This window comes from Phytopseudomonas flavescens, assembly GCF_900100535.1.
Taxonomy (GTDB): Bacteria; Pseudomonadota; Gammaproteobacteria; order Pseudomonadales; family Pseudomonadaceae; genus Aquipseudomonas; species Aquipseudomonas flavescens.
Map to the genome: position 1 here is coordinate 50,865 of NZ_FNDG01000023.1, position 23,787 is coordinate 74,651.

Here is a 23,787-nt window from a genome sequence, read left to right on the forward strand (position 1 = left end):
CCTGTCACGGGCATGGCCCGCTCCCACGCAGGTGAATTCGTGGGAGCGGGCCATGCCCGCGAAATAGCTCTAACAGGAGAGCCGCAGCATGACTGAACTCAACGTCGTCACCCTCGTCTCCATCGGCACGCACCCGGCATCGGGCCGGCCACGCCGTGCCGAAGAGGATGCCCGCGCCGTGGAGCTGGGCCTCAGCCTGGTCGGCGAGAAACTCGATGTGCTGCACGCAGGCGACCCACAGGAAGAAACCCTGCGCGCCTACCTGGGCATGGGCCTGCCCGGCCTCACCGTGCTCGAACAGGCTCGCGGCGCCGACGCCCTGCCGGCGCTGGTCGATCACCTGCAACGCACCCGGGCGCAGTTGGTATTGACCGGCAGCCAGGCGGAAACCGGCGAAGGCTCGGGGATGCTGCCCTACCTGCTGGCCGAGCGCCTGGGCTGGCCACTGATCGTCGGCCTGGCGGCAGTGGAAAGCCTCGACGGCGGCATCGCTCAGGTGCTGCAGGCATTGCCGCGCGGGCAGCGACGCCGGCTCAAGGTACGCCTGCCGTTCGTCGCCAGTGTCGACGGTGCGGCACCGGCTGCTCGCCAGAGCGCATTCGGCCCGGCGCGGCGCGGCACCCTGGATCGCGAATCGGTGGAGCTGGTCGACGACCCGCTCTACGCCGATGCCCAGTGGCAGCCGGCCCGTCCGCGGCCCAAGCGCCTGAAGGTGATCAAGGCCAAGACCGGCGCCGAGCGCATGAAGGCCGCCACGGCGAAAGCGTCGGGCGGCGGTGGCCAGGTGCTCAACGGCGTCTCGCCACAGGAGGGTGCAGAGGCTATCTTCAAGTTGTTGCTGGACGAAGGCGTTCTGCGCTGACGGGGCGCCGATCTTCACACACTCCACGAGGACAGGACGATGATGCACGCCGAACTGATCGACCAGGACGATCTCCGCGAACGCCTGGTCGCCCTGGGCATCAGCATTCCCAGCGGTGCCAGCGCCGAGCAGGCCTGCGAATACGCGGTCACCGGCCTGTGCCCGGAGCGCGCCGTGGCCTTGCGCCACATGGTCGAAGACATACTCGCCGGTAGCGCTACCGTGCTGCCGACCGTGCGCGAAGCCATCTCGCGCACCCTGCTGCCGGCGCTCGTGCCACGTCGCTAGGGCTGGGCAAGCGCAGCAGCCCTACTCGGCAAACCGCCATGCGTTGCGCACAAATACTGTGCATGCGCCTGTGGATAACCTGTTGAATAACTGCCAGCCGCCCGCCAGTACGGGCGCTGCGCGCGGCTGCCGGTTTTTTGTCCACGCGCCTTTCGGCGGATCGCCGAGAAGCCCTTTCCAGGGCCTTTGCCGTGATAATCACAAAGGATGGGCCACGGTTTCTTCAGTACCAATAGCTTGCGCACAAATACTGTGCGCGTGGCTGTGGATAAGCTGTTTGAAAAGCGCTGAAAGCCCGATGCCATGTGGCTCTCGAGCAACTGGTGTTTTTTTGTGCTCAGCATCCCTGCTGCCACCCTTCGGGACGTCGCAAGCGACGTCAAGAATCGCTACTGGCGATTTTGCTCAGGATGCATCCGGCAGTAACGGCCGTAAGCCGTCACCGCCATCCGGATCAGAGGATGCGCACGCTGGCGAAGGTCGACTCGCCCTGGGCACGGCTGAGGGCCGACATGGCCGAAGACGACTCGTGCATCAGGTCGTCATGGATGGGCACCAGGGAAATCACCTTCGAGGCGCTGCCCGTACGCTCGTCGCGGGGCGGAATGCCGAAGTATTCGCGGTAGCACTTGGAGAAATGCGGCGTGGAGACGAAGCCGCAGACCGAGGCGACTTCGATGATCGACATCGAGGTCTGCTTGAGCAACTGGCGGGCGCGGATCAGGCGCAGCTTCAGGTAATACCGCGACGGCGAACAGTGCAGGTACTTCTGGAACAGACGCTCCAGTTGACGGCGTGAAACATCGACGTAGAGCGCCAGTTGATCGAGATCGATGGGCTCCTCGAGGTTGGCTTCCATCAACGCGACGATTTCCTGCAGCTTCGGCTGGTTGGTGCCGAGCATATGCTTGAGCGGCACCCGCTGATGATCCTGCTCGTTGCGGATGCGCTCGTAGATGAACATCTCGGAGATCGCCGCCGCCAGCTCGCGACCATGCTCGCGGCCGATCAGGTGCAGCATCATGTCCATCGGCGCGGTGCCACCAGACGCCGTGTTACGGTTGCGATCGATGGAGAACAGCCGGGTGGTGATGGCGGCGCGGGGAAAGGCCTCCTGCATGGCGGCAAGAAATTCCCAGTGCACGCTGCAGTCGTAGCCATCGAGCAGGCCGGCTTTGGCCAGCGCCCAACTGCCCGTGCACACCGCGCCCATCTGCCGGCCCTGACGCGCCTGGGCCTGCAGCCACTGCACGTGCTCACGGGTGACGCTGCGCTGGATGTCCACACCGCCGCAGACGATCACCGACCCCAGCGCCGGCGCATGGGCCACGCCGGCGTCGGGGGTGATCCGCAAGCCGTCGCTGGCACCTACCGGCAAGCCGTCGAGGGTCAGGGTGTGCCAGCGATACAGCTCCTTGCCGGAGAGCTGGTTGGCCATGCGCAGAGGCTCCACGGCGGACGCCAGGGAGATCAAGGTGAAATTGTCCAACAGGAGAAACCCGATGGATTGGGGAACACGGCTCTGGAGCGGCGCTCCCGGATTGAACTGTGACATCGGTGAACCCTCACGCTAAGCACGTTGTGAGCCTTCATCGCGAGGCTCTGATTTTCTTGTAGTCACGGCACAAGGCAGTCATGCAGATGGACAAGGGAACGCAAAGGTCATGCCGACATTGAACGGTCGTTCAATAAAAATGGGACCCAGGCTGGAACGCTCCCGGCAGAGCGAGCGCTGGGCGCCCTGAAGTGCCTCGTGAAATCCGCGTAAAGTGCCATGCCACAAGGACCTGAGCATTTTGGTAGCACTGCCGCCGGGGGGTGTTCCCGTACTGTTGAGAGGGTTACCTGGCGGCAGTAACGGAGGCCGTGGCCGAATGGTCACGGCAATGACCATTCGGCCACGGCTCCACCTGCACCAAAAGCTGGCGGATTACCGGCCATCTGAGCGAAAAGCGCCCACGCGCCGACAGGCGGGATCTCCTTCTATCTGCCCCGCCTATCGGCGATGATGTCGCACAACCTGCGGGCAACCGACTCGACCAGCGAACTGGCACGGCCATCTCGCCTCGCACCATCGTGCCGAACCCACGGAAATACGCCATCAGCATGCGGATAGCTGCCACGCCCCCGGATGGGGCCGATCACCGTGATGGTGCAAAGAAGCGCTCTTTCAACGGCTGTTCTGCAGCGACTGACAGGCTTACATACGTTTTTTTTCGAATTCGCTGCAGCCCCCGGCTCATCTAGCCTAAGGCCGACTGAAAAGCTGAGAACCGCGCCACGCGCGGCCTCCAGCTTTGGCCAAGGGTAGAAAAAATCTGTTATGGTTTTTTTAGGCGGCGCACCTTGGTGTCGTCGCCCAACACGTCAGGGTCGCAATTCGATAATTGCCGCGACCGCAAGACTATATCGTTGAGTCAGCCGATTTCGTCGCTGTCGCTCTTGACCAGGGTGGCAGACCGGAGCCCTCCGCTCCGGACCGAAGAACAGATAAGTGCTGGCTACCGCAACAGGGCGCCAGTCCAACAAGAAATTTCGGATGTACGCGCATCTCGGATGAGATGTGAATTCCCAAGGGACTGGGCTTCGTAACACTGCCAGAGGGTTTGGAAAGCAGTTTGCAGCACGGCAACGCACTATTCATTCGACACGAAATCCAGGAATGCCGGGGGCTGCGAGCAGCCAGGGCAGGTCTCTGGGAGCGTGCGCGAGTGCCAGCAGAACGCCATGTGCCAGAACGCTGTCCAAACCTCGGAACCGTGTATATACCCACAAGCAAGAACAGTCGACATCGCCTGACGAACGCCCGGTGGGCGCTCGGCAGGCCGCGTGTAGCTGCTCTGGATGTCTACTGAAGGGGAACCATCCCATGCAGTCTGGAAAAATCGTCGTCGAGAACCTCTACAAGGTGTTCGGCGACAAGCCGCAAGAAGCCATCGACCTACTCAAGCAGGGTTGGAGCAAGGACAGAATTCTCGCCGAGAGAGGCGCCGTCATCGGCGTCAGCGACGTCTCGTTCAGCGTCGAGGAAGGTGAAATCTTTGTACTGATGGGCCTTTCCGGCTCGGGCAAGTCAACCCTTATCCGCCTCATCAATCGGTTGGTCGAACCGACTGCCGGAGATGTTTACATCGACGGGCAGAACGTTGCCAAGTTGCCCAAGGATCAGCTGATCGACCTGCGTCGCCGCGACATGAGCATGGTCTTCCAGTCGTTCGCGCTGATGCCGTCACGTACCGTTCTCGACAACGCCGCCTTTGGGCTCGAGGTGGCGGGCAAGGGCCGCAAGGAGCGCGAGGAACGCGCCATGCAGGTTCTTACCCAGGTGGGCCTGGATACCTTCGCCAGCAAGTTTCCCCACGAGCTCTCGGGCGGCATGCAGCAGCGGGTCGGCCTGGCTCGCGCCCTGGCCGTCGACCCGTCGATGATCATCATGGATGAAGCCTTCTCGGCCCTCGATCCGCTCAAGCGCCGCGAGATGCAGGACATCCTGCTCGAACTGCAGAAGACCGATCGCCGCACCATCATCTTCGTCTCCCACGATATCGAGGAGGCCATGCGCATTGGCACCCGCATCGGCATCATGGAAGGCGGCAAGCTGGTTCAGGTCGGTACGCCACAGGAACTTATCGACCATCCCGCCAACGACTACGTGCGCAACTTCTTCGATACGGTCGACACCAGCCGCTATCTCACCGCCGGCCAGCTCAAGTCCGACAGCGTGCCGATCTACGTGCACAACGGCAAGGCGCCAGATGCGCAGACCGTATGCCGCGAGTTGCAGGAGCAGGACAAGCACTACGCCTTCATCGTCGACGAACACAACAAGTTCCAAGGCTCCATCAGCCTGGAGAAGATCGCCCTGCTGGTCGAAGGCGGCGAATCCTGCTCCCTGAACCAGACCGTCCTGAAGGAAATCAATCCGGTTCCCGAGGATATGCCACTGGATCAGGTGATCGGGCGCCTGGTCGACAACGAGGGGCCGATCCCGGTGGTCGACCAGGACGGCAATTACAGCGGTGCCATCAGCAAAGGCCGCCTCCTGACTCGTCTGCAGGGAGAATGACATGAGCGAGAAACTGGATCTGGGCAGCTGGGTCAACGACTCGGTGCAACACCTGCTGGATAACTACAGCGGTGCCTTCGACAGTATCGGCAGCGTGGTCAGCGGCTTTTCCGAGGGTATCGAGGCGGTACTCATGCTGCCCCCGGCCTGGCTGCTGATCGCCATCTTCGTGGCCCTCGGGCTCTGGCGCATCGGCCTGCGCTTCGCCGTGTTCACCGCCATCGCCTTCGTGCTGATCGTCATGACCGGCTTCTGGGAGCAGACGGTAGTGACCCTGGGCCTGACCTTCTCGGCGACCCTGATCAGCCTGCTGATCGGCATTCCGCTGGGTATCTGGGCGGCCAAGAGCGAGCGTGTGTCGACCATCATCCGGCCGATCCTGGATTTCATGCAGACCATGCCGGCGTTCGTCTACCTGATCCCGGCGGCCATGCTGTTCGGCCTCGGCCGCGTGCCGGGTATCATCGCCACGGTGATCTTCGCCATGCCACCGGCGGTTCGCCTGACCAGCCTGGGCATTCGCCAGGTCAACAAGGAAATCGTCGAGGCCGGCCAGTCGTTCGGCTGCAACGGCCGCCAACTGCTGTTCAAGGTGCAGTTGCCCAATGCGATGCCGTCGATCATGGCGGGCGTCAACCAGACCATCATGATGGCGCTGTCGATGGTGATCATCGCCTCGATGGTCGGCGCAGGCGGCCTGGGCAACGACGTGCTGGCCAGTATCCAGCGTCTGGACATCGGCCTGGGCTTCGAAAGCGGTATGGCCGTGGTCCTGCTGGCGATCATCCTCGACCGTATCACCGAGAGCTTCGGCACCCCGCAGACCGCGGCGAACCGTGCCGGCTGGCTGAACTGGCTGAGCGCTCGTCTGCAACGCCAATGAAGCGGCGATAGCAGCGTACCTTCACCTTCACAAGGATCCACGGATGAACAATTTCTACAAGTTGGCGGGCGTAGGCCTGTTGTCCTGCGCAGTGATGCAGAGCGCCTGGGCCCAGGACCCCGCAAGCTGCAAGCAGGTGCGCTTCGCCGAAATCGGCTGGGCCGACATCGCGGCCACCACGGGCGTCGCCATGACCCTGACCGAAGGCCTCGGCTATCAGCCGCGCAAGACCATGGCCTCGGTGCCGATCGCCTTCACTGGAGTGAAGAACAAGCAGATCGACGTGTTCCTCGGTTACTGGGCGCCATCCATGGACTCGGTGATCGAGCCGTTCACCAAGGACAACAGCGTCAAGGTACTGCCCAAGGCCAACCTCGAAGGCGCCAAGTACACCTTGGCGGTGCCGACCTACGCTGCCGAGGCAGGCCTGAAGAGCTTTCAGGACATCGCCAAGTTCAAGGATCAGCTGGGTGGCAAGATCTACGGCATCGAGCCGGGCAACGACGGCAACCTGCTGATCGAGGGCATGATCAAGGGCAACACCTTCGATCTCGGCGATTTCAAGATGGTCGAGTCCAGCGAGGCCGGCATGCTGGTGCAGGTGCAGCGCGCGATTCGCAAGAAAGAGCCGGTGGTCTTCCTTGGCTGGGCCCCGCACCCCATGAACACCCAGCAGGACATCACCTATCTGTCCGGTGGTGACGACGTGTTCGGCCCGGATTACGGCGCCGCCAAGGTCTACACCGTGGTACCGCCCGATTACGAAGAACGCTGCGCCAACGTCGGCAAGCTGCTGAACAACCTGCAGTTCAACGTCGATATCGAAAGCCAGTTGATGGAAAAAGTGCTGGAGAAGAAAGACCCGGCCGACGTGGCCAAGGAGTGGATCAAGGCCAACCCGCAGGCTCTCGACGCCTGGCTGGAAGGCGTGACCACCTTCGATGGCAAGGACGGCGTTGCTGCCGTCAAGAAATTCGTCGGGCTCTGATCGAGTCCGCACTCACCGCGACCCGGCTGATTTCAGCCGGGCCAGGTACAGACAGGCGGCGCACGGTGCGTAGCCTGTCCGCCGGGAGGCGCGCCTCCCATGCGCCCGGTTTCACCAGGGCCATGCCCTGCTCTGCACAGCCGGTGCCGCAAGGCCCGCGATCAGAACGAGCCAGTAAACACCCAGAACTGCCACTCACTGACGGAGCAAGACCTATGCAAAGATTCAAACGCCTCTGCCTGCAGAGCCTCGGCATCGCCACCCTGGCCATGGGTATGTCCAGCGCCATGGCAGCGGACAAACCCGCCCTGAAGATCGGCTACGTGAATGGTTGGGACGACAGCGTCGCCGTCACCCACGTCGCTGGCGAAATTCTCAAGAGCAAACTCGGTTACGACGTCACCCTGCAGCCGGTAGAACCCGCCATCATGTGGCAGGGCCTGGCCCGCGGCGACCTCGACGCCACCCTCTCCGCCTGGCTGCCAGCTACCCACGGCGAATACTTCGAGAAGCTCAAGGACAAGGTCACCGTTCTGGGCACCAACTACAACGGCGCCAAGATCGGCCTGATCGTACCCGAGTACGTCGAGGCCAAGACCATCGCCGACCTGGAAAAATACGCCAAGGACTTCGATGGCAAAATCACCGGCATCGATGCCGGCGCCGGTGTGATGCGCCGGGCCGAAGACGCGATCAAGGCCTACGACCTGAAGAGCATCAAGCTGATGCCCAGCTCCGGCCCGGCCATGACCACCGCCCTGACCCGCGCGGAAAAGGCGCAGAAACCCATCGTGGTGACGGGCTGGATCCCGCACTGGATGTTCGCGCAATGGAAGCTGCGCTTCCTGGAAGACCCGAAGAACGTCTTCGGCGAAGCCGAGCATGTCGACACCGTGGCCAACCCGGGTCTGGAAGCCAAGGCGCCAGAAGCCGTGGCCTTCCTCAAGAAGCTGTCCTGGAGCGCCGAGGAAGTGGGCGCGGTGATGCTGTCCATCCGCGACGGCGTGAAGCCCGAGGAAGCGGCCAAGCAGTGGATCGCCAAGAACCCGGAGCGGGTCGCCGAATGGCTGAAGTGATCTGACCGCAGCCTCTCGACAATGCCAGCCGGGTGATCCGGCTGGCATTTTTTTCGTCCTGCGCAAAAGCCCGCCGCAGAAGCGGATCGCTCGCGGCTGATCGGGCGACCCAACGGTTTTCCTTCCCTAGCGCCATATATTTTTGTATATAGCGTTACCGCACGTGGCCGCCGTTCGCGGCCGGCATCCAAAGGAGCAGTCCATGCGCACCCGCCTCGTCCGTCCGCTTTTCGTTCTTTGCGCCAGCCTCGCCATGGTCGGCAACGCCCTGGCCGATCAGGTACAGGTGGCGGTTGCCGCCAACTTCACCGCGCCAATGCAGGCCATCGCCAGCGAGTTCGAGAAGGACACCGGCCACAGCGTTCAGGCCTCCTATGGGGCCACCGGGCAGTTCTATGCACAGATCAGCAACGGTGCGCCCTTCGAGGTCTTTCTCTCCGCCGATGACAGCACGCCGGCCAAACTCGAGAAGGAAGGCCGCAGCGTGGACGGTTCGCGCTTCACCTACGCCATCGGCAAGCTGGTGTTGTGGTCGCCGAAGCAGGGCTTAGTCGACGACCAGGGCGCCGTGCTCGGCAAAGGCGAGTTCAAGCACCTGGCCATCGCCAACCCGAAGGCTGCGCCCTATGGCCTGGCCGCGACCCAGACCCTGGACAAGCTGGGCCTGAGCGACACCCTGAAAGGCAAGATCGTCGAGGGCCAGAACATCACCCAGGCGCTGCAGTTCGTCTCCACCGGCAATGCCGAGCTGGGCTTCGTCGCCCTGTCCCAGGTGTACAAGGATGGCCAGATCACCAGCGGCTCGGCCTGGGTGGTGCCAGAAGCGATGTACGAGCCGATCCGCCAGGACGCCCTCATCCTCAAGAAAGGCGCGGGCAATCCGGCAGCCAAGGCGCTGGTCGACTACCTGAAAGGACCGAAAGCTGCCGAGATCATCAAGTCCTACGGTTACCAGCTTTAAAGAGCCTGTTAACGACCTCTTGCGTGCTGATGTAGCAAGGAGTCAGGCGACATAGATGGCTGCTATAAGGCGAAAGCGGCCGTAGGGTGGATGACGCTCTTTTCATCCACCATCGCGATCGCAGAGCGGTGGACGGATGAAGCGTCGTCCACCCTACAAATGTCCGCTAGCGCCTTTCTGCAGCCATCCGTTTGAAATGCTGGAGCCTGCGTCGGAAGATCAGCAGCCGGCTCCGGCGCTTTTTCCGTCCACCACAGCTAAAAGGCCACTGCATGCCCCTGGGCGCCAACGACTTCGCCGCCATCCTCCTCACCCTGGAACTGGCCACCCTGACCACGGTGCTGTTGCTGCTGGTCGGAACGCCCATCGCCTGGTGGCTGTCGCGCACCGGCTCCTGGCTGAAGCGCCCGATCGGCGCCATCGTCGCCCTGCCGCTGGTGTTGCCGCCGACGGTGATCGGCTTCTACCTGCTGATCAGCATGGGCCCCAACGGTTTCTTCGGCCAACTGACCCAGGCGCTCGGCCTGGGTACCCTGACCTTCACCTTCGCCGGGCTGGTGATCGGCTCGGTGTTCTATTCCCTGCCGTTCGTGGTGCAGCCGTTGCAGAATGCCTTCGAAGCCATGGGCCGTGCGCCCCTGGAAGCAGCAGCGACGCTGCGCGCCGGGCCCTGGGATACCTTCTTCAGCGTGGTGCTGCCACTGGCCAGGCCGGGCTTTATCACTGCGGCGATCCTCGGTTTCGCCCACACCGTCGGTGAGTTCGGCGTGGTACTGATGATCGGCGGCAACATCCCCGGCAAGACCCAGGTGGCCTCGGTGCAGATCTACAACCACGTGGAAACCATGGAGTACGCCCAGGCCCACTGGCTGGCCGGTGGCATGGTGGTGTTCTCCTTCCTGGTGCTGCTGGCACTCTACTCCAGCGGTCGCAGCGGCCAGAAGGCCTGGTCATGAGCGCTGCACCGATCCACGCGCGCTTCAACCTGGCCCATCCCGGCTTCACCCTGGATGTCGACCTGCAGTTGCCGGGCCGCGGCGTCAGCGCCCTGTTCGGTCATTCAGGCTCGGGCAAGACCACCCTGCTGCGCTGCGTCGCCGGCCTGGAAAAGCCGGGCAGCGGCTACCTGCAGATCAATGGCGAAACCTGGCAGGACAGCGCCCGCGGCATCTGGCTGCCGGCCCACCAGCGCCCGGTCGGCTACGTGTTCCAGGACGCCAACCTGTTCCCCCACCTGTCGGTGCTGCGCAATCTGCAGTTCGGTTTCAAACGCATCGCCAAGGCCGAGCGGCGCGTGCCCCTGGAACAGGCGGTCGAGCTGCTCGGTATCGGGCACCTGCTCGACCGCCTGCCGGATCGCCTCTCCGGCGGCGAGCGCCAGCGCATCGGCATGGCCCGCGCCCTGCTCACCAGCCCGCGCCTGCTGCTGATGGACGAGCCACTGGCGGCACTGGACCTCAAGCGCAAGGGCGAAGTGCTGCCCTATCTGGAGCGCCTGCATGACGAGTTGGACATTCCGATCCTCTACGTCAGCCATGCGCCAGACGAAGTGGCGCGTCTCGCCGACCACCTGGTGGTGCTCGACGAAGGCCGGGTCACGGCCAGCGGGCCGCTGAAGGAGACGCTGATCCGCAGCGACCTGCCATTCATCTTCGAAGACGATGCCGAAGCGGTGATCGAGGGGCAGGTGGAGCGGCACGATGCGCGCTACGATCTGCTCGCTATCAGCCTGGCTGGCAGCACGGCCTGCCTGCGGCTGGCCCACGCGCCATTGCCGGCAGGCCGTCAGGTGCGAATCAAGATCAAGGCCCGTGACGTCAGCCTGAGCCTGCAGCAGGCCCACGACAGCAGCGTGCTCAACCTGCTGCCGGCGACGGTCGAGCGCTGGTTCGAGCTACCCAACCCGGCGCACCGCCTGGTCGAACTGCAACTGGGCGAACAGCGCCTCATCGCGCGCATCACCCGCTACTCCTTCGACCAGTTGGATATCCGCGCCGGGCAACCGCTGTGGGCGCAGGTCAAATCGGTGTCGCTGCTGGCGTCCTGAGGCGCAACGGGCCCAGTAATGCAAATAACTACAAGGGGGCGAAAGCAGCCATTCGCCGATCCACTGTGGGAGCGCGCCATGCGCGAAAAATCGCGGGCATGGCCCGCTCCCACAGATACTGCACCGATGACCGCTTTCGCCTTTTAACCACCCACTCACACAGTGTCGTATCAGGAAGCCGCCAGCACCGGCGCCCTTGCCTCGGCACGGCGCAACAGTTCGCGCAGGGCGGCGAGCTGGGCTGCATCACCGTCATCGATCAACTGCTCGAGGGCGTGTTCGATGCGTTTCAACGGCGGCGCCGCCGGCAAGTTGAGGTGTTGCGCATCGATCTCGTCGGCGCCGGCGACCAGTAGCGCGAAGTGCACCACGTTCTCCAGCTCACGGGTATTGCCCGGCCAGTCGTGCCGCTCGAGCACGGCCTGGGCAGCCAGGCTGATACCCGGCAGCGGCAGACGCAGGCGCTGGGCGTAGATACCCAGGAAGTACTCGGCCAGCGGCAGTACGTCGCCGACCCGCTCGCGCAGTGGCGGCAATTCGAGGCGGCCATCGCTCAGGTAATGGGCCAGGCGTTCGTCGAACTTGCCAGCCTTCACGGCCTGCCACAGGTCGATGCTGGTGGCCGCCACCAGGCGCACATCCAGCGGGGTCGGCTGCGCAGCGCCGACCCGCCAGGCCTCGCCGGTCTCCAGCACGCTGAGTAACTGATCCTGCAGGGGCAGCGGCAGGTCGGCGATCTCATCCAGATAGAGGGTGCCGCCATTGGCGGAACCCAGCCAGCCAGCGCGGCTGCTCGGCGCGCCCTGATGGGCACCGGCGACGTAGCCGAACAGCTCGGCCTCGGCATGATTGGGACTCAACCCGCTGCAGCTCAGGGCGACGAACAGGCCGGGGCGTTCGCTGGCCCGGTGAATGTGCCGCGCCAGCAGTTCCTTGCCGGTGCCGGTTTCCCCCTGGATCAGGATGGGCACCGGCAGGCCGGCCAGACGCTCGACTTCTTCGCGCAACTGCCGGGTTCGTGGATCGATGAACACCAGCGCCTTGGCACGAATGCTCAGCGGACTCTTGTCCGCATCGGGAAAAATCAGCAGCGACTGGTCGCCAGCCGATGACAGGCTCATAACTCACTCTCTTTGACGTCAGGCCGCGAGCGGCCAATGGGGAAATGGATCGGCGAAGCGCGCTGCCCCCCGCCATGCAAGGTGCGGCCACAACAAATGGTTGTCAGGCGCGGCGGCGCATCTGCTGCTCTATCCGGCTCTGCAAGCGGAACAGATAGGCGAAGCCCTGCTCCCAGCGCTGGTGCCCGGACTTAACGTTGATGTGCCCCGCGCCGCTGAGGATGGCCGTCTCACTGCCCCATTCGCGGGCCAGTTCGATGGCACGCGCGGCGCTGGCCGCCGAGTCGTTGTCGGAGCCAACCAGTTGGCTGGGGAATGGCAGCAGGTGGCGGGGGATCGGTGCGAAATTGCGCAACGCTTCGGGGCAGTTGGGACGCTGCACATCGGCTGGCGCGACCAGCAGCGCGCCCCGCACCCGGCGCAGCGAGGCCACTGGCGCCTGCGCCGCCCAGTGAGCGACGGTAATGCAACCCAGGCTGTGGGCGATGAGAATCGCTGGCCGTGGATCGGCGACGATCTGCCGCTCCAGTGCTGCAACCCAGTCCTCGCGGTGCGGCGCCAGCCAGTCCCGTTGCTCGACCCGAGCACTGTTGGGCAGGCTGCGCTGCCAGTGGCTCTGCCAATGGTCGTCGCCCGAGCCTTGCCAGCCCGGTACTATCAGGTATCGAATCGCTTCACTGCGCATCGAGGCGCCTCCCGTATCTGCATGGCGTGCAGTGTAGGAGCCCAGGTAAGAGACTAAAAAGAATAAGAACTTATTTGCTTATTCCTCATAAGCAAATAACGATCCGTGAAGAGCGGAAACAATGCATATACCCAGAAGAAATATAAATGTTCTTAAACAGTATTTTTAAGAATATTTCAGATTCCCTAGTATCCGCTCCACGCCCCACAGCCGACAGCCGTCGCACCGAGAACGAGGGCAAGGAGCCTTTAGCCATGACCGCAACCCTTCGCAACCTAGAAGGCCAGGATGACGCCACCATCCTGCGTGAGATCCAAAGTGCCCTGAACGGCCTGAAATTCGGCTCGGTCGAAATCACCGTGCACAACGGCCAGGTGGTTCAGATCGAGCGCAAGGAAAAATTCCGCCTTCAGCAATCCGGCAGCAAGAACGCCTGACCCCTCATTCGCCAACCCGACCACGGGCCGCCCAGCATGAACCCTTATCGCTACTCCCGATGTAACCCACGAATGCAGGCCCGAGAGCCCGCAGAGAAGAACTAGCCCAACACGCCCAGCACCGTATTCAGTATCGAGGAGTTCCACCATGTCCATTCGCCGTTTCGCACTCGCTGCACTCGCCAGCGCGCTGGTCGCCGGCCCGGTTTGCGCCCAGACGCTGCTCAACGTGTCCTATGACCCGACCCGCGAGCTGTACGTCGAATTCAACAAGGCCTTCAACAAACACTGGCAGGAACAGGGCAACGAAGCGCTGACCATCCAGCAGTCCCATGGTGGCTCGGGCAAGCAGGCTCGCGCGGTGATCGACGGCCTGCAGGCCGACGTGGTGACACTGGCGCTGTCCGGCGACATCGACGCGATCAACCTCAACCAGCCGCTGATCGACAAGGACTGGCAGAAGCGCCTGGCCGACAACAGCACGCCCTACACCTCGACCATCGTGTTCCTGGTTCGCAAGGGCAACCCGAAAGGCATCAAGGACTGGGATGACCTGGTCAAGGATGGCGTCGAGATCATCACCCCGAACCCGAAAACCTCCGGTGGTGCACGCTGGAATTTCCTCGCCGCCTGGGCGTACGCCAAGAAGAAATACGGCAGCGACGAAAAGGCCCTGGAGTACGTGACCGAGCTGTACCGTCACGCGCCGGTTCTCGACACCGGTGCCCGCGGTTCGACCATCAGCTTCGTACAACGTGGCCTGGGCGACGTGCTGCTGGCCTGGGAAAACGAAGCCTACCTGTCGCTGGCCGAAGAAGGCGGCGACCAGCTGGAGATCGTCACCCCGTCACTGTCCATCCTGGCCGAGCCGCCGGTGGCCGTCGTCGACAAGAACGTCGACCGCAAGGGCACCCGCAAGGCCGCCGAAGCCTACCTGCAGTACCTGTACAGCGAAGAAGGCCAGCGCATCGCCGCGAAGAACTTCTACCGCCCGCGTAACGCCGAAGTGGCGGCCGAGTTCAAGAATCAGTTCAAGGACCTGGAGCTGGTCACCATCGACAAGGACTTCGGTGGCTGGGCTGCCGCGCAACCCAAGTACTTCGACGACGGCGGCGTGTTCGACGACATTTTCAAGAAGATCAATCAGTAAGCCACGCCTTGTCGACGAAGCCCGCCACTCCTGAAGGATTGGCGGGCTTCGCTCTGCGGACCTGATTAAAAGGACTCTCCATGTCTCGTCGAACCTCCTCGGTCATACCCGGCTTCGGGCTGACTCTGGGCTACACCCTGACCTACCTCGCCCTGGTGGTGTTGATTCCGCTGGGTGCCATGTTCCTGTTCTCGCTGCAGCTGTCGCTGGAACAGTGGTGGAACCTGATCACCAACCGCCAGGTGCTGTTCTCCCTCAAGCTTTCCTTCGGCACCGCCCTGGCGGCGGCGCTGCTCAACGGCATCCTCGGCACCATCATCGCCTGGGTCCTGGTACGCTACACCTTTCCCGGCCGGCGCATCATCGATGCCATGGTCGACATGCCGTTCGCCCTGCCCACCGCGGTAGCCGGTATCGCCCTGACCGCGCTGTACGCGCCCAACGGCATGATCGGTTCGCTGTTCCCCTTCAAGATCGCCTATACCCCGCTGGGCATCACCCTGGCACTGGTGTTCGTCACCCTGCCGTTCGTGGTGCGCACCCTGCAGCCGGTACTCGCCGATTTCCCCAAGGAAGTCGAGGAAGCGGCCTCCTGCCTGGGCGCCAAGCCGTTGCAGGTGTTCTGGCACGTGCTGCTGCCGAGCCTGCTGCCCGCCTGGATCACCGGCTTCGCCCTGGCCTTCGCCCGCGGCGTCGGCGAGTATGGCTCCGTGGTGTTCATCGCCGGCAATATCCCGATGAAGACCGAGATCCTCCCGCTGCTGATCGTCTCCAAGCTGGATCAGTACGACTACCCGAGCGCCACCGCCATTGGCGTGCTGATGCTGGTGGTCTCGTTCATCCTGCTGCTGTTGATCAACCTGCTGCAGCGCCGCATCCAGCCGCAAATCTGAGGAGCCCGTCATGAGCCTTGCAACCCTGAGCAAGAACGCGGCTGCGCGCCCGGTACGCCGTTCCCCCGGTGCCATCGCCCTGATCGTCATCGCCTGGGCGGTGTTCGCGGTGATCCTCGTGCTGCCGCTGTATATCGTCGTCACCCAGGGCCTGAGCCGTGGCCTGGCGTTTTTCTGGGAGGCGATCCGCGAGCCGGACGCGATTTCCGCGCTCAAGCTGACCCTGCTGGCCACGGCCATCTCCGTCCCGCTGAACCTGGTATTCGGGGTCGCCGCAGCCTGGGCGGTGACCAAGTTCGAGTTCCGCGGCAAGAGCGTGCTGGTCACCCTGATCGACATGCCGTTCTCGGTATCGCCGGTGGTCGCCGGCCTGATCTACGTGCTGCTGTTCGGCGCGCAGAGCAAGCTGGCGCCGTACCTGCAGGATCACGACCTGCAGATCATCTACGCCGTGCCCGGCATCGTCCTGGCCACCATCTTCGTCACCTTCCCGTTCGTCGCGCGCGAGCTGATCCCGCTGATGGAGGAACAGGGCACCACCGAAGAGGAAGCCGCACGCCTGCTCGGTGCCAACGGCTGGCAGATGTTCTGGCATGTGACCTTGCCTAACGTAAAATGGGCGCTGGTCTACGGCGTGGTGCTCTGCACGGCGCGGGCGATGGGCGAGTTCGGCGCGGTATCGGTGGTTTCCGGGCACATCCGCGGCTACACCAACACGCTGCCCCTGCACATCGAGATTCTCTACAACGAGTACAACATCGTCGCCGCGTTCAGCGTGGCCATCCTGTTGCTGGTCATGGCCCTGGTCGTGCTGCTGCTGCGCCAATGGAGCGAAGCGCGCTTGAGCCGGCAGTTCAAGACGAATCAGGACGATTGAATCATTCCGCCGGCGGCGCCCGACGCGCAGCCCCGGCCACACAGATCAGCAGGTGCACCCATGAGTATTCAAGTTCAAGGCATCAACAAGCACTTCGGCCAGTTCAAGGCACTCGACGACATCAACCTGAACATCGACAGCGGTGAGCTGGTGGCCCTGCTCGGCCCGTCCGGCTGCGGCAAGACCACCCTGTTGCGCATCATCGCCGGCCTGGAAGTCCCGGACACCGGCAACATCGTGTTCCACGGCGAAGACGTGTCCGAGCACGACGTGCGTGATCGCAAGGTCGGCTTCGTATTCCAGCACTACGCCCTGTTCCGCCACATGACCGTGTTCGACAACGTGGCCTTCGGCCTGCGCATGAAGCCCAAGGGCGAGCGTCCGAACGAGAACGTGATCAAGAAGAAGGTCCACGACCTGCTCGACCTGGTGCAGCTAGACTGGCTGGCCGACCGCTACCCGGAACAGCTCTCCGGCGGCCAGCGCCAGCGTATCGCCCTGGCCCGCGCCCTGGCGGTGGAACCCAAGGTACTGCTGCTCGACGAACCGTTCGGCGCCCTCGACGCCAAGGTGCGCAAGGAACTGCGTCGCTGGCTGGCGCGCCTGCACGAAGAGGTGCACCTGACCAGCGTGTTCGTGACCCACGACCAGGAAGAAGCCATGGAAGTGGCCGACCGCATCGTGGTGATGAACAAGGGCGTGGTCGAACAGATCGGCTCGCCGGCCGAGGTCTACGAGAAGCCGTCCAGCGATTTCGTCTACCACTTCCTTGGCGATGCCAACCGCCTGTATGTCGGCGACGATCACCATGTGCTGTTCCGCCCGCACGAAGTGCAGCTGTCGACCGAGGCACTGGACGGCCATCAGGCCGGCGAAGTGCGGGATATCCGCCTGCTCGGCGCCATCACCCGCATCACCCTGAAGGTCGAAGACCAGGACGAACTGATCGAGGCCGAAGTGGCCAAGGACCACCTCAGCCTGGACAGCCTGAGCCGTGGCGACATCCTGTACTTCAAGCCAAAGGGTGGCAAGCCGGTCAGCACGGCGCGCTAATCTGCAGACATGGGGTGGGCCGCGTCAGCCCACCGATCGCTCGCACAGCAACCTGCAATGAGCGGCTTGCCACCATCAAGCCGTCTTGTGCTCACGGATGCAGGTCGGTCCCGCGCGCCTGACCACTGCATGCTCGACCTCCTGGCGCAGGCCAAGGAGAAAGGCGGCTTCGGCGACCACGAACAACGGCCCGACCATCAGCCCCATGACATCGTCGACGAACGCCGGTTTGCGGCCTTCGTAGAAGTGGCCGACGAACTGGATGACCCAACCGACCACGAACAGCCCCAGCCCCGCGACCAGCCACACGGCCGTGCCGCTCATGGCCAGATGGGCAGCGCACCACAGGGAGAGGCCCAGCAGCAATCCCATCACTGCGCCGAAGCGCAGGTCCAGGCGCAGGTAGAACAGGGTAGACGCCAGCGCCAGCGCAGCAGCGGGAGACAGCCAGAATCCGGCAAGCGGCACGCCAGGGCGCGACAGCAGCACGGTGACCGCCAGGACGATCATGGGAATGCCGATGAAATGGGTGACGATATTGCGCCGATCACGATGATAGGCCGCGTATTGGGCCAGGTGATCCACCAGGGTTTTCATTGTTGTTATCCTCTCGGGTACATGCCTGCGCATAATGGCGCTGCCATCTCGCCAGCACTGTCAGCTAGCCGACAAAGCGGAATATCCATGACCGATCTGCATGCCGTGTTGCTTCAGGGCCAATGGTTCGCCGCACTGCCGCAGGCGTTGCAGCAGGCGCTGGTGACGCAGGGCAGGCCACTGCAGTTGGAAACCGGGCAACGCCTGTTCAGCCGTGGCGATCCGCCCGGTGGCCTGTATGCAGTGCTGTCCGGCGCCATGCGCATCGGCACCGTGGATGCCCAGGGCAAGGAGGCGTTGCTGATTCTGGTGGAGGCGCCCCACTGGTTCGGCGAAATCGCCCTGTTCGATGGCCAGCCACGCACCCACGATGCCATCGCAGAAATCACCAGCACCCTGTTGCACCTCCCCCAGGCGGGCCTGTTGAGCCTACTGGACGCGCACCCCGCCTACTGGCGCCACATCGCCCTGCTGATGGCCCACAAGGTGCGCCTGGCATTCATCACCCTGGAAGAGATGAGCCTGCTGCCAGCCGCGCAGCGTCTCGCCCGGCGCCTGCTGCTGATCGTCGATGACTATGGCGAAACCCGGGGGCCACGGCGCATCATTCACCTGGCGCAGGACCAGTTGGCCGCCATGCTGGCCATTTCCCGGCAGACCGCCAATCGCCTGCTCAACGATTTGCAGGTCCGTGGCATCGTGCAGTTGACCTACGGCGAGATCGAGATTCTCGACCTGGATGGCCTGCGCCAGGCCGCTCAGTAACCATATGAAGATTTTGTGACAGCCGAACCAATGGCCAAGAGCCAGTTCAAAGGCTCGCGAGCTTGAGCCAGGCTAGGGCCAGGCGCCCCCACAGAATCGGGCGAAGAAGCGCGGTTCACTGCTGTAAAAGAACATTCTGAGCCCGGTTTCAACGTAGCATGGCCAACGCGCAGCAGACGTTGAACCGGCTCTGAGAGCCATGTCCCTATTCATTCTCTGAAATAAAGGCCTGCCGGCTAACCCCGAGCTGGCCGGAAGCGATCCCGGATGCCGTTGCCAGAAACTCGAGAATCCACCGACCTGCCTGCCGTTCTCGCCGGCCCGATCCTGCGGCGCCTGGAGCCTGGCCGCCTGGTGCTGTGGCTGGTAGGCAGCCGCGCGCTGCAACTGACCCTGCGCCTCGCGCCAAGTGAACAGACCGCTCGCGATTACCCGCTGGGTGACGACGCCTGTCAGCGCCTGGTGATCGGTGAGCACGCGGTCATCCACCTGATCGACCTGCGCCTCGACAACCCGCTGCCCCAGGACGAACGGATCGACTACGACCTGCTGGTCGACGGCCGGCTGGGCATCGCCGATTGGGCTGCGCACCTGCTGTACGACGGCGCGACGCAAGCCAACTTCGTGTTGCGCTCGCGCATCGACCACCTGCTGCATGGCTCCTGCCGCAAGCCTCATCACCCATCTCAGGATGGCCTGCTGTGTGCCGACCGCCTGCTGGCCACGCCACATGCCCCGCACGAACGGCCTGCACTGCTGATGCACAGCGGCGACCAGGTGTACGCCGATGACGTCGCCGGGCCGATGCTGCGCGCCGTCCACACGCTGATCGAACGCCTGGGGCTGTATCACGAGAAACTCGAGGGCGCGGTGGTCGAAGACAGCGCCGACCTCTACGTGCACCCGGCCAGCTACTACCACCGCGCAGACCTGCTGCCGGCGCTGAAAGCCAACGAAACCTTGCGCGAGCGCTTTTTCGGCGGTACCGAAAAGCCCATCTTCACCAGCAGCAACGCCGACAACCACCTGGTCACCCTGGCCGAAGTGCTGGCCATGTACCTACTGGTCTGGGCGCCGACGCCCTGGACGCTGATCGACCTCGAACAGCCCGCACTGAGCGAAGAGGACGCCGAGCGCTACCGCCAGGAGCAGGCCCGCATCGATGCCTTCGTCGCCAGCCTGGATCAGGTTGCCCGGGTGCTGGCGCACCTGCCGAACCTGATGATCTTCGACGATCACGACATCACCGATGACTGGAACCTCTCCGCGCAGTGGGAAGAAACCGCCTACGGCCATCCCTTCTCCAAGCGCATCATCGGCAACGCGCTGATCGGCTACCTGCTGTGCCAGGGCTGGGGCAACAACCCCGACGCCTTCGCCGAGCCGCTGGCCAACACCAACGAACTGTGCGAGCAGGCCAGGGAGCTGGGTTTTGGCAGCCCGGCTCAGGATCGCTTGATCGACGAGCTGATGAAATTCCAGCAATGGCACTACGTGCTGCCCAGCACACCGGCGCTGCTGGTACTCGACACGCGAACCCGGCGCTGGCGCAGCGAACGCACCATCAAACGCCCTTCCGGGCTGCTCGACTGGGAAGCCCTGAGCGAATTCCAGCAGGACCTGCTCGACCACCCCGCCGCCATCATCGTGTCACCGGCGCCGATGTTCGGGGTCAAACTGATCGAAGCGGTGCAGCGGGTGTTCAGCTGGGCCGGCCACCCGCTGATGGTCGATGCGGAGAACTGGATGGCGCACCGCGGCGCGGCCCAGGTGATGCTCAACATCTTCCGCCACTCGCGCACTCCCGGTGATTACGTGGTGCTGTCCGGTGACGTGCACTACTCGTTCTTCTACGAGGTGAAGATCCGCGACCGCCGCCAGGGCCCGACCATCTGGCAGATCACCAGCAGCGGCGTGAAGAACGAATTCCCGGAACGCCTGCTGAACGTCTTCGATCGCCTCAACCGCTGGCTGTATGCGCCCTGGTCGCCCCTCAACTGGCTGACCAAGCGGCGGCGCATGCAGGTATTCCCGCACATTCCCAAGCAGAGCAAGGCAGGCGAACGCCTGTGGAACTCCGCCGGCCTCGGCCAGGTGCTGTTCAACGCCGCAGGCCAGCCCAGCCGCGTGTACCAGCTCAACGCCGACGGCTCGCCCCGCACCGAATTCATCGACGACCGCGACGACGCCCCGGAGCCCCACGAAGAGCCCAAGCGCGCGTAAGTCCGCCACCTCCGTAAGCCCCCGGGCGAACCGACGTCGCCCCCACGATCAAGCGTGGGCGCGCAGCGCCTGCTCAGTCGTCTAGCGCAGCTTCTCCAGCAGCTGGTAGTACCACATGCCCAGCGCCAGCATCGGATTGCCGAACACATCACCCATCGGCACCTTGACGTGCGAACACCCTGCGAAGGTCTCGAAACGTGCCAGTTCGCCGCTCATGGCTTCGGCCATGATCTCGCCCATCACGTGGCTGGTGGCGATGCCGTGGCCGGAGTAGCCCTGGCAGTACCAGACGTTGGGCGACAGCTTGCCCAGTTGCGGGATGCGGTTCATGACGATGCCCATGGCACAGCTCCACTGGAACTCGATGGGCACGCCCTCGAGGCTCGGGAAGGTCCGCTCGATGCCGGGGCGCAGCTCGGCCGCGATATCCCGTGAGTCTCGCCCGGAGTAGTTGGCACCGCCGCCGAACAGCAGGCGCCCGTCGGCGGTCAGGCGGTAGTAGTCGAGCACGAAGCGGCAGTCGTAGACGGCCAGGTCCTGGGGGTTGATCTGTGCCGCCAGCTCGCCCAGCGGCGCGGTGGTGACGATGCCACCCATGGCCGGGAAAATCATGCCCTTGAGCTTTCCAGGCTCCAGCTTGTGGTACACGTCGCCGGCCAGCAGCACCTGATTGGCAACCACCCGCCCTTCGGCCGTCACCAGTGTCGGCGTGCTGCCGTGGACGATCTCCAGCACCGGCGAGTGCTCGAAAATCAGCGCGCCAAGGCTGTGGGCGGCCCGCGCTTCGCCCAGGCACAGGTTCAGCGGATGCAGGTGCAGGTTGCGGGTGTTCTTCAGCGCGCCGAGGTACAGGTCGCTGGCCAGGTGGGCCCGCACGCCACCGGCATCGAGCAGGGTCACGTCGGCGTCCATGCCACGGCGCAACGCCTCGTCATGGGAGGCACGCAGTTCGTCGAGGTGGGCGGCTTTCATCGCCGCGTGCAGGTGGCCGTGCTTGAGGTCGCAGGCAATGCCATAGCGACGCACCCGCTGCTCGATGATGGCGTGGCCGCGCCAGCGCAGGTTCCAGATGAAATCATCGACCTCCCCGCCCAGCCGCTTGCGCATCTGCTTGGCCATGGCAGCGTCGCCAGACAGGCTACCGGTGACCTGCCCGCCATTGCGGCCGCTGGCGCCCCAACCGATGCGATTGGCCTCTACCACGGCTACCTTGAACCCCCGCTCGGCCAGTTCGACCGCAGTGGCCACGCCGGTGAAGCCGCCGCCGATGATCGCCACATCGACGCGCACCTCTCCCTGCACGCCCGGGTAGTCGCTGTCCTGCTCGATACTCGCGCTGTAATAGGACGGGCTGCGCTGGGCTGCCCTCGCCTTGTCTTTCATGAGTGTTCCTTAGCGGCACGCCATGGGTGCCGCGCTTGATGGTGCGGCGGACGGTTCACGCCTGATTCAGGTACCAGCGCCAGTCCTGCTCGCCGACTTCCGCCATGAAACGCCGCTGTTCCTCGCCCTTGACCGCCAGGTACACGCGCAGAAACTCCGCACCCAGCGCCTCGGCTGCCCAGCTCGAGGCCTGCAGCGCGCGCAGCGAGGTCAGCCAGTCGGTGGGCAGAAGAGCCTTGGCCTGGGCATAGCCGTTGCCTTCGATGGGCTCACCGGGGTCCAACTCTTCACGGATGCCGCGGTGAATGCCGGCGAGGATCGCCGCAGCAGCCAGATAGGGGTTGGCATCGGCGCCGCAGATGCGGTGCTCGATGTGTCGCGTGACTGCCGGGCCGCCCGGCACGCGCAGGCTGACGGTGCGGTTATCCACACCCCAGCTCAAAGCCAGCGGCGCATAGCTGTTGGCCTGGAAGCGCCGGTAGGAGTTGGCGTTGGGGCAGAACAACAGAAGCGAATCGAGCAGGCTGGCGAGCATGCCGCCCACCGCGTAACGCAGCAGCGGGGAACCTGCGGGCGCCTCACTGGCGAACAGGTTGCGGCCCACCGCGTCATTCAGGCTGACATGCATGTGCATGCCGGTGCCAGCCAGGTGGTCGAACGGCTTGGCCATGAAGCAGGCCTGCATGCCATGCCGGTGCGCCACACCCTTGACCAGGCGCTTGTAGCGCACCGCCTGATCCATGGCCTGCAACGCATCGCCGTGCTCCAGAGTGATTTCCACCTGCCCCGGCGCGTACTCGGAAATTGCCGTTCGCGCGGGGATGCCCTGGGCCTTGCACGCGGCGTACAGGTCAGCGAGAAACGGCTCGATCTGCTCCAGCTCGCGCAGGCCATAGACCTGGGTATTGCGCGGCCGGCCGCCATCGGCATCCAGGGCCGGCTGCGGGTGGCCACGGGGGTCGCGCCTGGCATCGAGCAGGTAGAACTCCAGCTCGCAGGCCATTACCGGGTGAAAGCCCTCGGCCTGCAGCCGCTCGATCACCTGCACCAGCACATGGCGCGGGTCGGCGATGCTGGCCGGCATGCCTTCCTGCGGGTGCATGCTGACCTGCACCGCCGCCGTGGGAATCAGCCGCCAGGGCAGACGCGCCAGACTGCCGGCCAGGGGGTAGGCCCGGCAGTCGACGTCGCCGACGTCCCAGACCAGCCCGGAATCCTCCACGTCATCACCGTTGATGCTCAGGCCAAGGATGGTGCTCGGCAGCGGTCGTCCGCTGCGGTAAACGGCGAGCAGCTCGTCACGGTGCAACAGCTTGCCGCGTGGCACACCGTTGGCGTCGATGATGAACAGTTCGAACAGCTCGATATCGGGGTTCCGCACGAGGAAATCCTCGGCGTCCTGCAGAGGGGCGAATGGCATGATGGCTTCTCC

The 23,787-nt window shown here is 64.0% G+C and carries 23 protein-coding genes; 16 read left to right on the forward strand and 7 right to left on the reverse strand.

Translation table 11 applies throughout. The features are described 5' to 3' along the window. Nucleotides 1-88 precede the first annotated feature (88 nt). Nucleotides 89-862, forward strand: a complete 774-nt coding sequence (gene etfB, locus BLR94_RS22955; RefSeq protein ID WP_084308232.1) for an electron transfer flavoprotein subunit beta — start codon at nucleotides 89-91, stop codon at nucleotides 860-862. Nucleotides 863-901: 39 nt separating this feature from the next. Further along, nucleotides 902-1,150 carry a hypothetical protein gene (locus tag BLR94_RS22960; RefSeq protein ID WP_084308233.1) on the forward strand — a complete coding sequence of 83 codons (249 nt, stop codon included), beginning with the start codon at nucleotides 902-904 and terminating at the stop codon, nucleotides 1,148-1,150. Here the strand turns inward: BLR94_RS22960 and BLR94_RS27340 are convergent. After that, a complete protein-coding gene (locus tag BLR94_RS27340; RefSeq protein WP_139207496.1) occupies nucleotides 1,147-1,494 on the reverse strand; it encodes a hypothetical protein in 348 nt (115 codons plus the stop codon). The genes BLR94_RS22960 and BLR94_RS27340 overlap by 4 nt on opposite strands. Nucleotides 1,495-1,604: 110 nt before the next feature. After that, nucleotides 1,605-2,705 (reverse strand): choline metabolism transcriptional regulator GbdR, encoded by a 1,101-nt coding sequence (gbdR, locus tag BLR94_RS22965; RefSeq protein ID WP_084308234.1) that lies wholly within the window; start codon nucleotides 2,703-2,705, stop codon nucleotides 1,605-1,607. Nucleotides 2,706-4,019: 1,314 nt separating this feature from the next. Between gbdR and BLR94_RS22970 the strand changes: the two genes are divergently transcribed. The 7 genes from BLR94_RS22970 to modC all read left to right on the forward strand — a co-directional run bounded on the left by BLR94_RS22970 (nucleotide 4,020) and on the right by modC (nucleotide 11,171). Continuing rightward, a complete protein-coding gene (locus BLR94_RS22970) occupies nucleotides 4,020-5,216 on the forward strand; it encodes a quaternary amine ABC transporter ATP-binding protein (RefSeq protein WP_084308235.1) in 1,197 nt (398 codons plus the stop codon). 1 nt (nucleotide 5,217) lies between these two features. After that, entirely contained in the window at nucleotides 5,218-6,099 is an 882-nt protein-coding gene (locus BLR94_RS22975) for an ABC transporter permease (RefSeq protein ID WP_084308236.1), read from the forward strand. A gap of 43 nt (nucleotides 6,100-6,142) precedes the next feature. Continuing rightward, nucleotides 6,143-7,087 (forward strand): choline ABC transporter substrate-binding protein, encoded by a 945-nt coding sequence (locus BLR94_RS22980; RefSeq protein ID WP_084308237.1) that lies wholly within the window; start codon nucleotides 6,143-6,145, stop codon nucleotides 7,085-7,087. A gap of 215 nt (nucleotides 7,088-7,302) precedes the next feature. After that, nucleotides 7,303-8,163, forward strand: coding sequence for a glycine betaine ABC transporter substrate-binding protein (locus BLR94_RS22985; RefSeq protein ID WP_084308238.1), 861 nt, complete (start codon nucleotides 7,303-7,305; stop codon nucleotides 8,161-8,163). A gap of 253 nt (nucleotides 8,164-8,416) precedes the next feature. Then, entirely contained in the window at nucleotides 8,417-9,124 is a 708-nt protein-coding gene (modA, locus tag BLR94_RS22990; RefSeq protein ID WP_244158251.1) for a molybdate ABC transporter substrate-binding protein, read from the forward strand. A 272-nt stretch (nucleotides 9,125-9,396) separates the two neighbouring features. Next, nucleotides 9,397-10,080 (forward strand): molybdate ABC transporter permease subunit, encoded by a 684-nt coding sequence (gene modB / locus BLR94_RS22995; RefSeq protein ID WP_084308240.1) that lies wholly within the window; start codon nucleotides 9,397-9,399, stop codon nucleotides 10,078-10,080. Beyond that, nucleotides 10,077-11,171: a molybdenum ABC transporter ATP-binding protein gene (modC, locus tag BLR94_RS23000; RefSeq protein WP_084308241.1), complete on the forward strand. Its 1,095-nt coding sequence runs from the start codon at nucleotides 10,077-10,079 to the stop codon at nucleotides 11,169-11,171. Before modB ends, modC begins: the two co-directional genes overlap by 4 nt. A gap of 170 nt (nucleotides 11,172-11,341) precedes the next feature. Here modC and BLR94_RS23005 read toward each other — a convergent pair whose 3' ends face one another. Both BLR94_RS23005 and BLR94_RS23010 read right to left on the reverse strand, forming a co-directional pair. Continuing rightward, the gene (locus BLR94_RS23005; RefSeq protein ID WP_084308242.1) at nucleotides 11,342-12,292 is read right to left on the reverse strand and encodes a sigma 54-interacting transcriptional regulator; all 951 of its coding nucleotides are present in this window, start codon (nucleotides 12,290-12,292) and stop codon (nucleotides 11,342-11,344) included. A gap of 103 nt (nucleotides 12,293-12,395) precedes the next feature. Beyond that, nucleotides 12,396-12,977: an RBBP9/YdeN family alpha/beta hydrolase gene (locus BLR94_RS23010; protein ID WP_084308243.1), complete on the reverse strand. Its 582-nt coding sequence runs from the start codon at nucleotides 12,975-12,977 to the stop codon at nucleotides 12,396-12,398. Nucleotides 12,978-13,231: 254 nt separating this feature from the next. On the opposite strand from BLR94_RS23010, the gene oscA reads away from it, so the two are divergent. The 5 genes from oscA to BLR94_RS23035 all read left to right on the forward strand — a co-directional run bounded on the left by oscA (nucleotide 13,232) and on the right by BLR94_RS23035 (nucleotide 17,387). Next, nucleotides 13,232-13,414: a sulfur starvation response protein OscA gene (oscA, locus tag BLR94_RS23015; RefSeq protein ID WP_042554215.1), complete on the forward strand. Its 183-nt coding sequence runs from the start codon at nucleotides 13,232-13,234 to the stop codon at nucleotides 13,412-13,414. Nucleotides 13,415-13,562: 148 nt separating this feature from the next. Continuing rightward, nucleotides 13,563-14,564 carry a sulfate ABC transporter substrate-binding protein gene (locus BLR94_RS23020; protein ID WP_084308244.1) on the forward strand — a complete coding sequence of 334 codons (1,002 nt, stop codon included), beginning with the start codon at nucleotides 13,563-13,565 and terminating at the stop codon, nucleotides 14,562-14,564. Nucleotides 14,565-14,644: 80 nt separating this feature from the next. After that, nucleotides 14,645-15,457, forward strand: coding sequence for a sulfate ABC transporter permease subunit CysT (gene cysT, locus BLR94_RS23025; RefSeq protein ID WP_042554213.1), 813 nt, complete (start codon nucleotides 14,645-14,647; stop codon nucleotides 15,455-15,457). A 10-nt stretch (nucleotides 15,458-15,467) separates the two neighbouring features. Further along, nucleotides 15,468-16,334, forward strand: coding sequence for a sulfate ABC transporter permease subunit CysW (gene cysW, locus BLR94_RS23030; RefSeq protein WP_084308245.1), 867 nt, complete (start codon nucleotides 15,468-15,470; stop codon nucleotides 16,332-16,334). A gap of 60 nt (nucleotides 16,335-16,394) precedes the next feature. Then, nucleotides 16,395-17,387 (forward strand): sulfate/molybdate ABC transporter ATP-binding protein, encoded by a 993-nt coding sequence (locus BLR94_RS23035; protein WP_084308246.1) that lies wholly within the window; start codon nucleotides 16,395-16,397, stop codon nucleotides 17,385-17,387. Between the two features lie 75 nt (nucleotides 17,388-17,462). Here BLR94_RS23035 and BLR94_RS23040 read toward each other — a convergent pair whose 3' ends face one another. Continuing rightward, nucleotides 17,463-17,984, reverse strand: a complete 522-nt coding sequence (locus BLR94_RS23040; protein WP_084308247.1) for an Mpo1 family 2-hydroxy fatty acid dioxygenase — start codon at nucleotides 17,982-17,984, stop codon at nucleotides 17,463-17,465. Between the two features lie 87 nt (nucleotides 17,985-18,071). On the opposite strand from BLR94_RS23040, the gene BLR94_RS23045 reads away from it, so the two are divergent. Then, nucleotides 18,072-18,749: a Crp/Fnr family transcriptional regulator gene (locus tag BLR94_RS23045; protein WP_084308248.1), complete on the forward strand. Its 678-nt coding sequence runs from the start codon at nucleotides 18,072-18,074 to the stop codon at nucleotides 18,747-18,749. Between the two features lie 267 nt (nucleotides 18,750-19,016). Then, nucleotides 19,017-20,972 carry a metallophosphoesterase family protein gene (locus BLR94_RS23050; RefSeq protein ID WP_084308249.1) on the forward strand — a complete coding sequence of 652 codons (1,956 nt, stop codon included), beginning with the start codon at nucleotides 19,017-19,019 and terminating at the stop codon, nucleotides 20,970-20,972. An 81-nt stretch (nucleotides 20,973-21,053) separates the two neighbouring features. Here the strand turns inward: BLR94_RS23050 and BLR94_RS23055 are convergent, their stop codons facing one another. After that, nucleotides 21,054-22,355 carry an NAD(P)/FAD-dependent oxidoreductase gene (locus BLR94_RS23055; protein WP_084308250.1) on the reverse strand — a complete coding sequence of 434 codons (1,302 nt, stop codon included), beginning with the start codon at nucleotides 22,353-22,355 and terminating at the stop codon, nucleotides 21,054-21,056. A gap of 55 nt (nucleotides 22,356-22,410) precedes the next feature. Then, nucleotides 22,411-23,775: a glutamine synthetase family protein gene (locus BLR94_RS23060; RefSeq protein ID WP_084308251.1), complete on the reverse strand. Its 1,365-nt coding sequence runs from the start codon at nucleotides 23,773-23,775 to the stop codon at nucleotides 22,411-22,413. Nucleotides 23,776-23,787: the final 12 nt, after the last annotated feature.

What these genes read in the sequence shown, in the direction of transcription:
- cysW (WP_084308245.1), top strand. Translation starts at nt 15,468, where the DNA reads ATGAGCCTTGCAACCCTGAGCAAGAACGCGGCTGCGCGCCCGGTACGC.
- BLR94_RS23055 (WP_084308250.1), bottom strand. Translation starts at nt 22,355, where the DNA reads ATGAAAGACAAGGCGAGGGCAGCCCAGCGCAGCCCGTCCTATTACAGC.
- BLR94_RS27340 (WP_139207496.1), bottom strand. Translation starts at nt 1,494, where the DNA reads ATGCTGAGCACAAAAAAACACCAGTTGCTCGAGAGCCACATGGCATCG.
- BLR94_RS22980 (WP_084308237.1), top strand. Translation starts at nt 6,143, where the DNA reads ATGAACAATTTCTACAAGTTGGCGGGCGTAGGCCTGTTGTCCTGCGCA.
- etfB (WP_084308232.1), top strand. Translation starts at nt 89, where the DNA reads ATGACTGAACTCAACGTCGTCACCCTCGTCTCCATCGGCACGCACCCG.
- BLR94_RS23035 (WP_084308246.1), top strand. Translation starts at nt 16,395, where the DNA reads ATGAGTATTCAAGTTCAAGGCATCAACAAGCACTTCGGCCAGTTCAAG.
- modC (WP_084308241.1), top strand. Translation starts at nt 10,077, where the DNA reads ATGAGCGCTGCACCGATCCACGCGCGCTTCAACCTGGCCCATCCCGGC.
- BLR94_RS22975 (WP_084308236.1), top strand. Translation starts at nt 5,218, where the DNA reads ATGAGCGAGAAACTGGATCTGGGCAGCTGGGTCAACGACTCGGTGCAA.
- oscA (WP_042554215.1), top strand. Translation starts at nt 13,232, where the DNA reads ATGACCGCAACCCTTCGCAACCTAGAAGGCCAGGATGACGCCACCATC.
- BLR94_RS23020 (WP_084308244.1), top strand. Translation starts at nt 13,563, where the DNA reads ATGTCCATTCGCCGTTTCGCACTCGCTGCACTCGCCAGCGCGCTGGTC.
- modB (WP_084308240.1), top strand. Translation starts at nt 9,397, where the DNA reads ATGCCCCTGGGCGCCAACGACTTCGCCGCCATCCTCCTCACCCTGGAA.
- gbdR (WP_084308234.1), bottom strand. Translation starts at nt 2,705, where the DNA reads ATGTCACAGTTCAATCCGGGAGCGCCGCTCCAGAGCCGTGTTCCCCAA.
- BLR94_RS23005 (WP_084308242.1), bottom strand. Translation starts at nt 12,292, where the DNA reads ATGAGCCTGTCATCGGCTGGCGACCAGTCGCTGCTGATTTTTCCCGAT.
- cysT (WP_042554213.1), top strand. Translation starts at nt 14,645, where the DNA reads ATGTCTCGTCGAACCTCCTCGGTCATACCCGGCTTCGGGCTGACTCTG.
- BLR94_RS23060 (WP_084308251.1), bottom strand. Translation starts at nt 23,775, where the DNA reads ATGCCATTCGCCCCTCTGCAGGACGCCGAGGATTTCCTCGTGCGGAAC.
- BLR94_RS23040 (WP_084308247.1), bottom strand. Translation starts at nt 17,984, where the DNA reads ATGAAAACCCTGGTGGATCACCTGGCCCAATACGCGGCCTATCATCGT.
- BLR94_RS22960 (WP_084308233.1), top strand. Translation starts at nt 902, where the DNA reads ATGATGCACGCCGAACTGATCGACCAGGACGATCTCCGCGAACGCCTG.
- BLR94_RS22985 (WP_084308238.1), top strand. Translation starts at nt 7,303, where the DNA reads ATGCAAAGATTCAAACGCCTCTGCCTGCAGAGCCTCGGCATCGCCACC.
- modA (WP_244158251.1), top strand. Translation starts at nt 8,417, where the DNA reads ATGGTCGGCAACGCCCTGGCCGATCAGGTACAGGTGGCGGTTGCCGCC.
- BLR94_RS23045 (WP_084308248.1), top strand. Translation starts at nt 18,072, where the DNA reads ATGACCGATCTGCATGCCGTGTTGCTTCAGGGCCAATGGTTCGCCGCA.
- BLR94_RS23050 (WP_084308249.1), top strand. Translation starts at nt 19,017, where the DNA reads ATGCCGTTGCCAGAAACTCGAGAATCCACCGACCTGCCTGCCGTTCTC.
- BLR94_RS22970 (WP_084308235.1), top strand. Translation starts at nt 4,020, where the DNA reads ATGCAGTCTGGAAAAATCGTCGTCGAGAACCTCTACAAGGTGTTCGGC.
- BLR94_RS23010 (WP_084308243.1), bottom strand. Translation starts at nt 12,977, where the DNA reads ATGCGCAGTGAAGCGATTCGATACCTGATAGTACCGGGCTGGCAAGGC.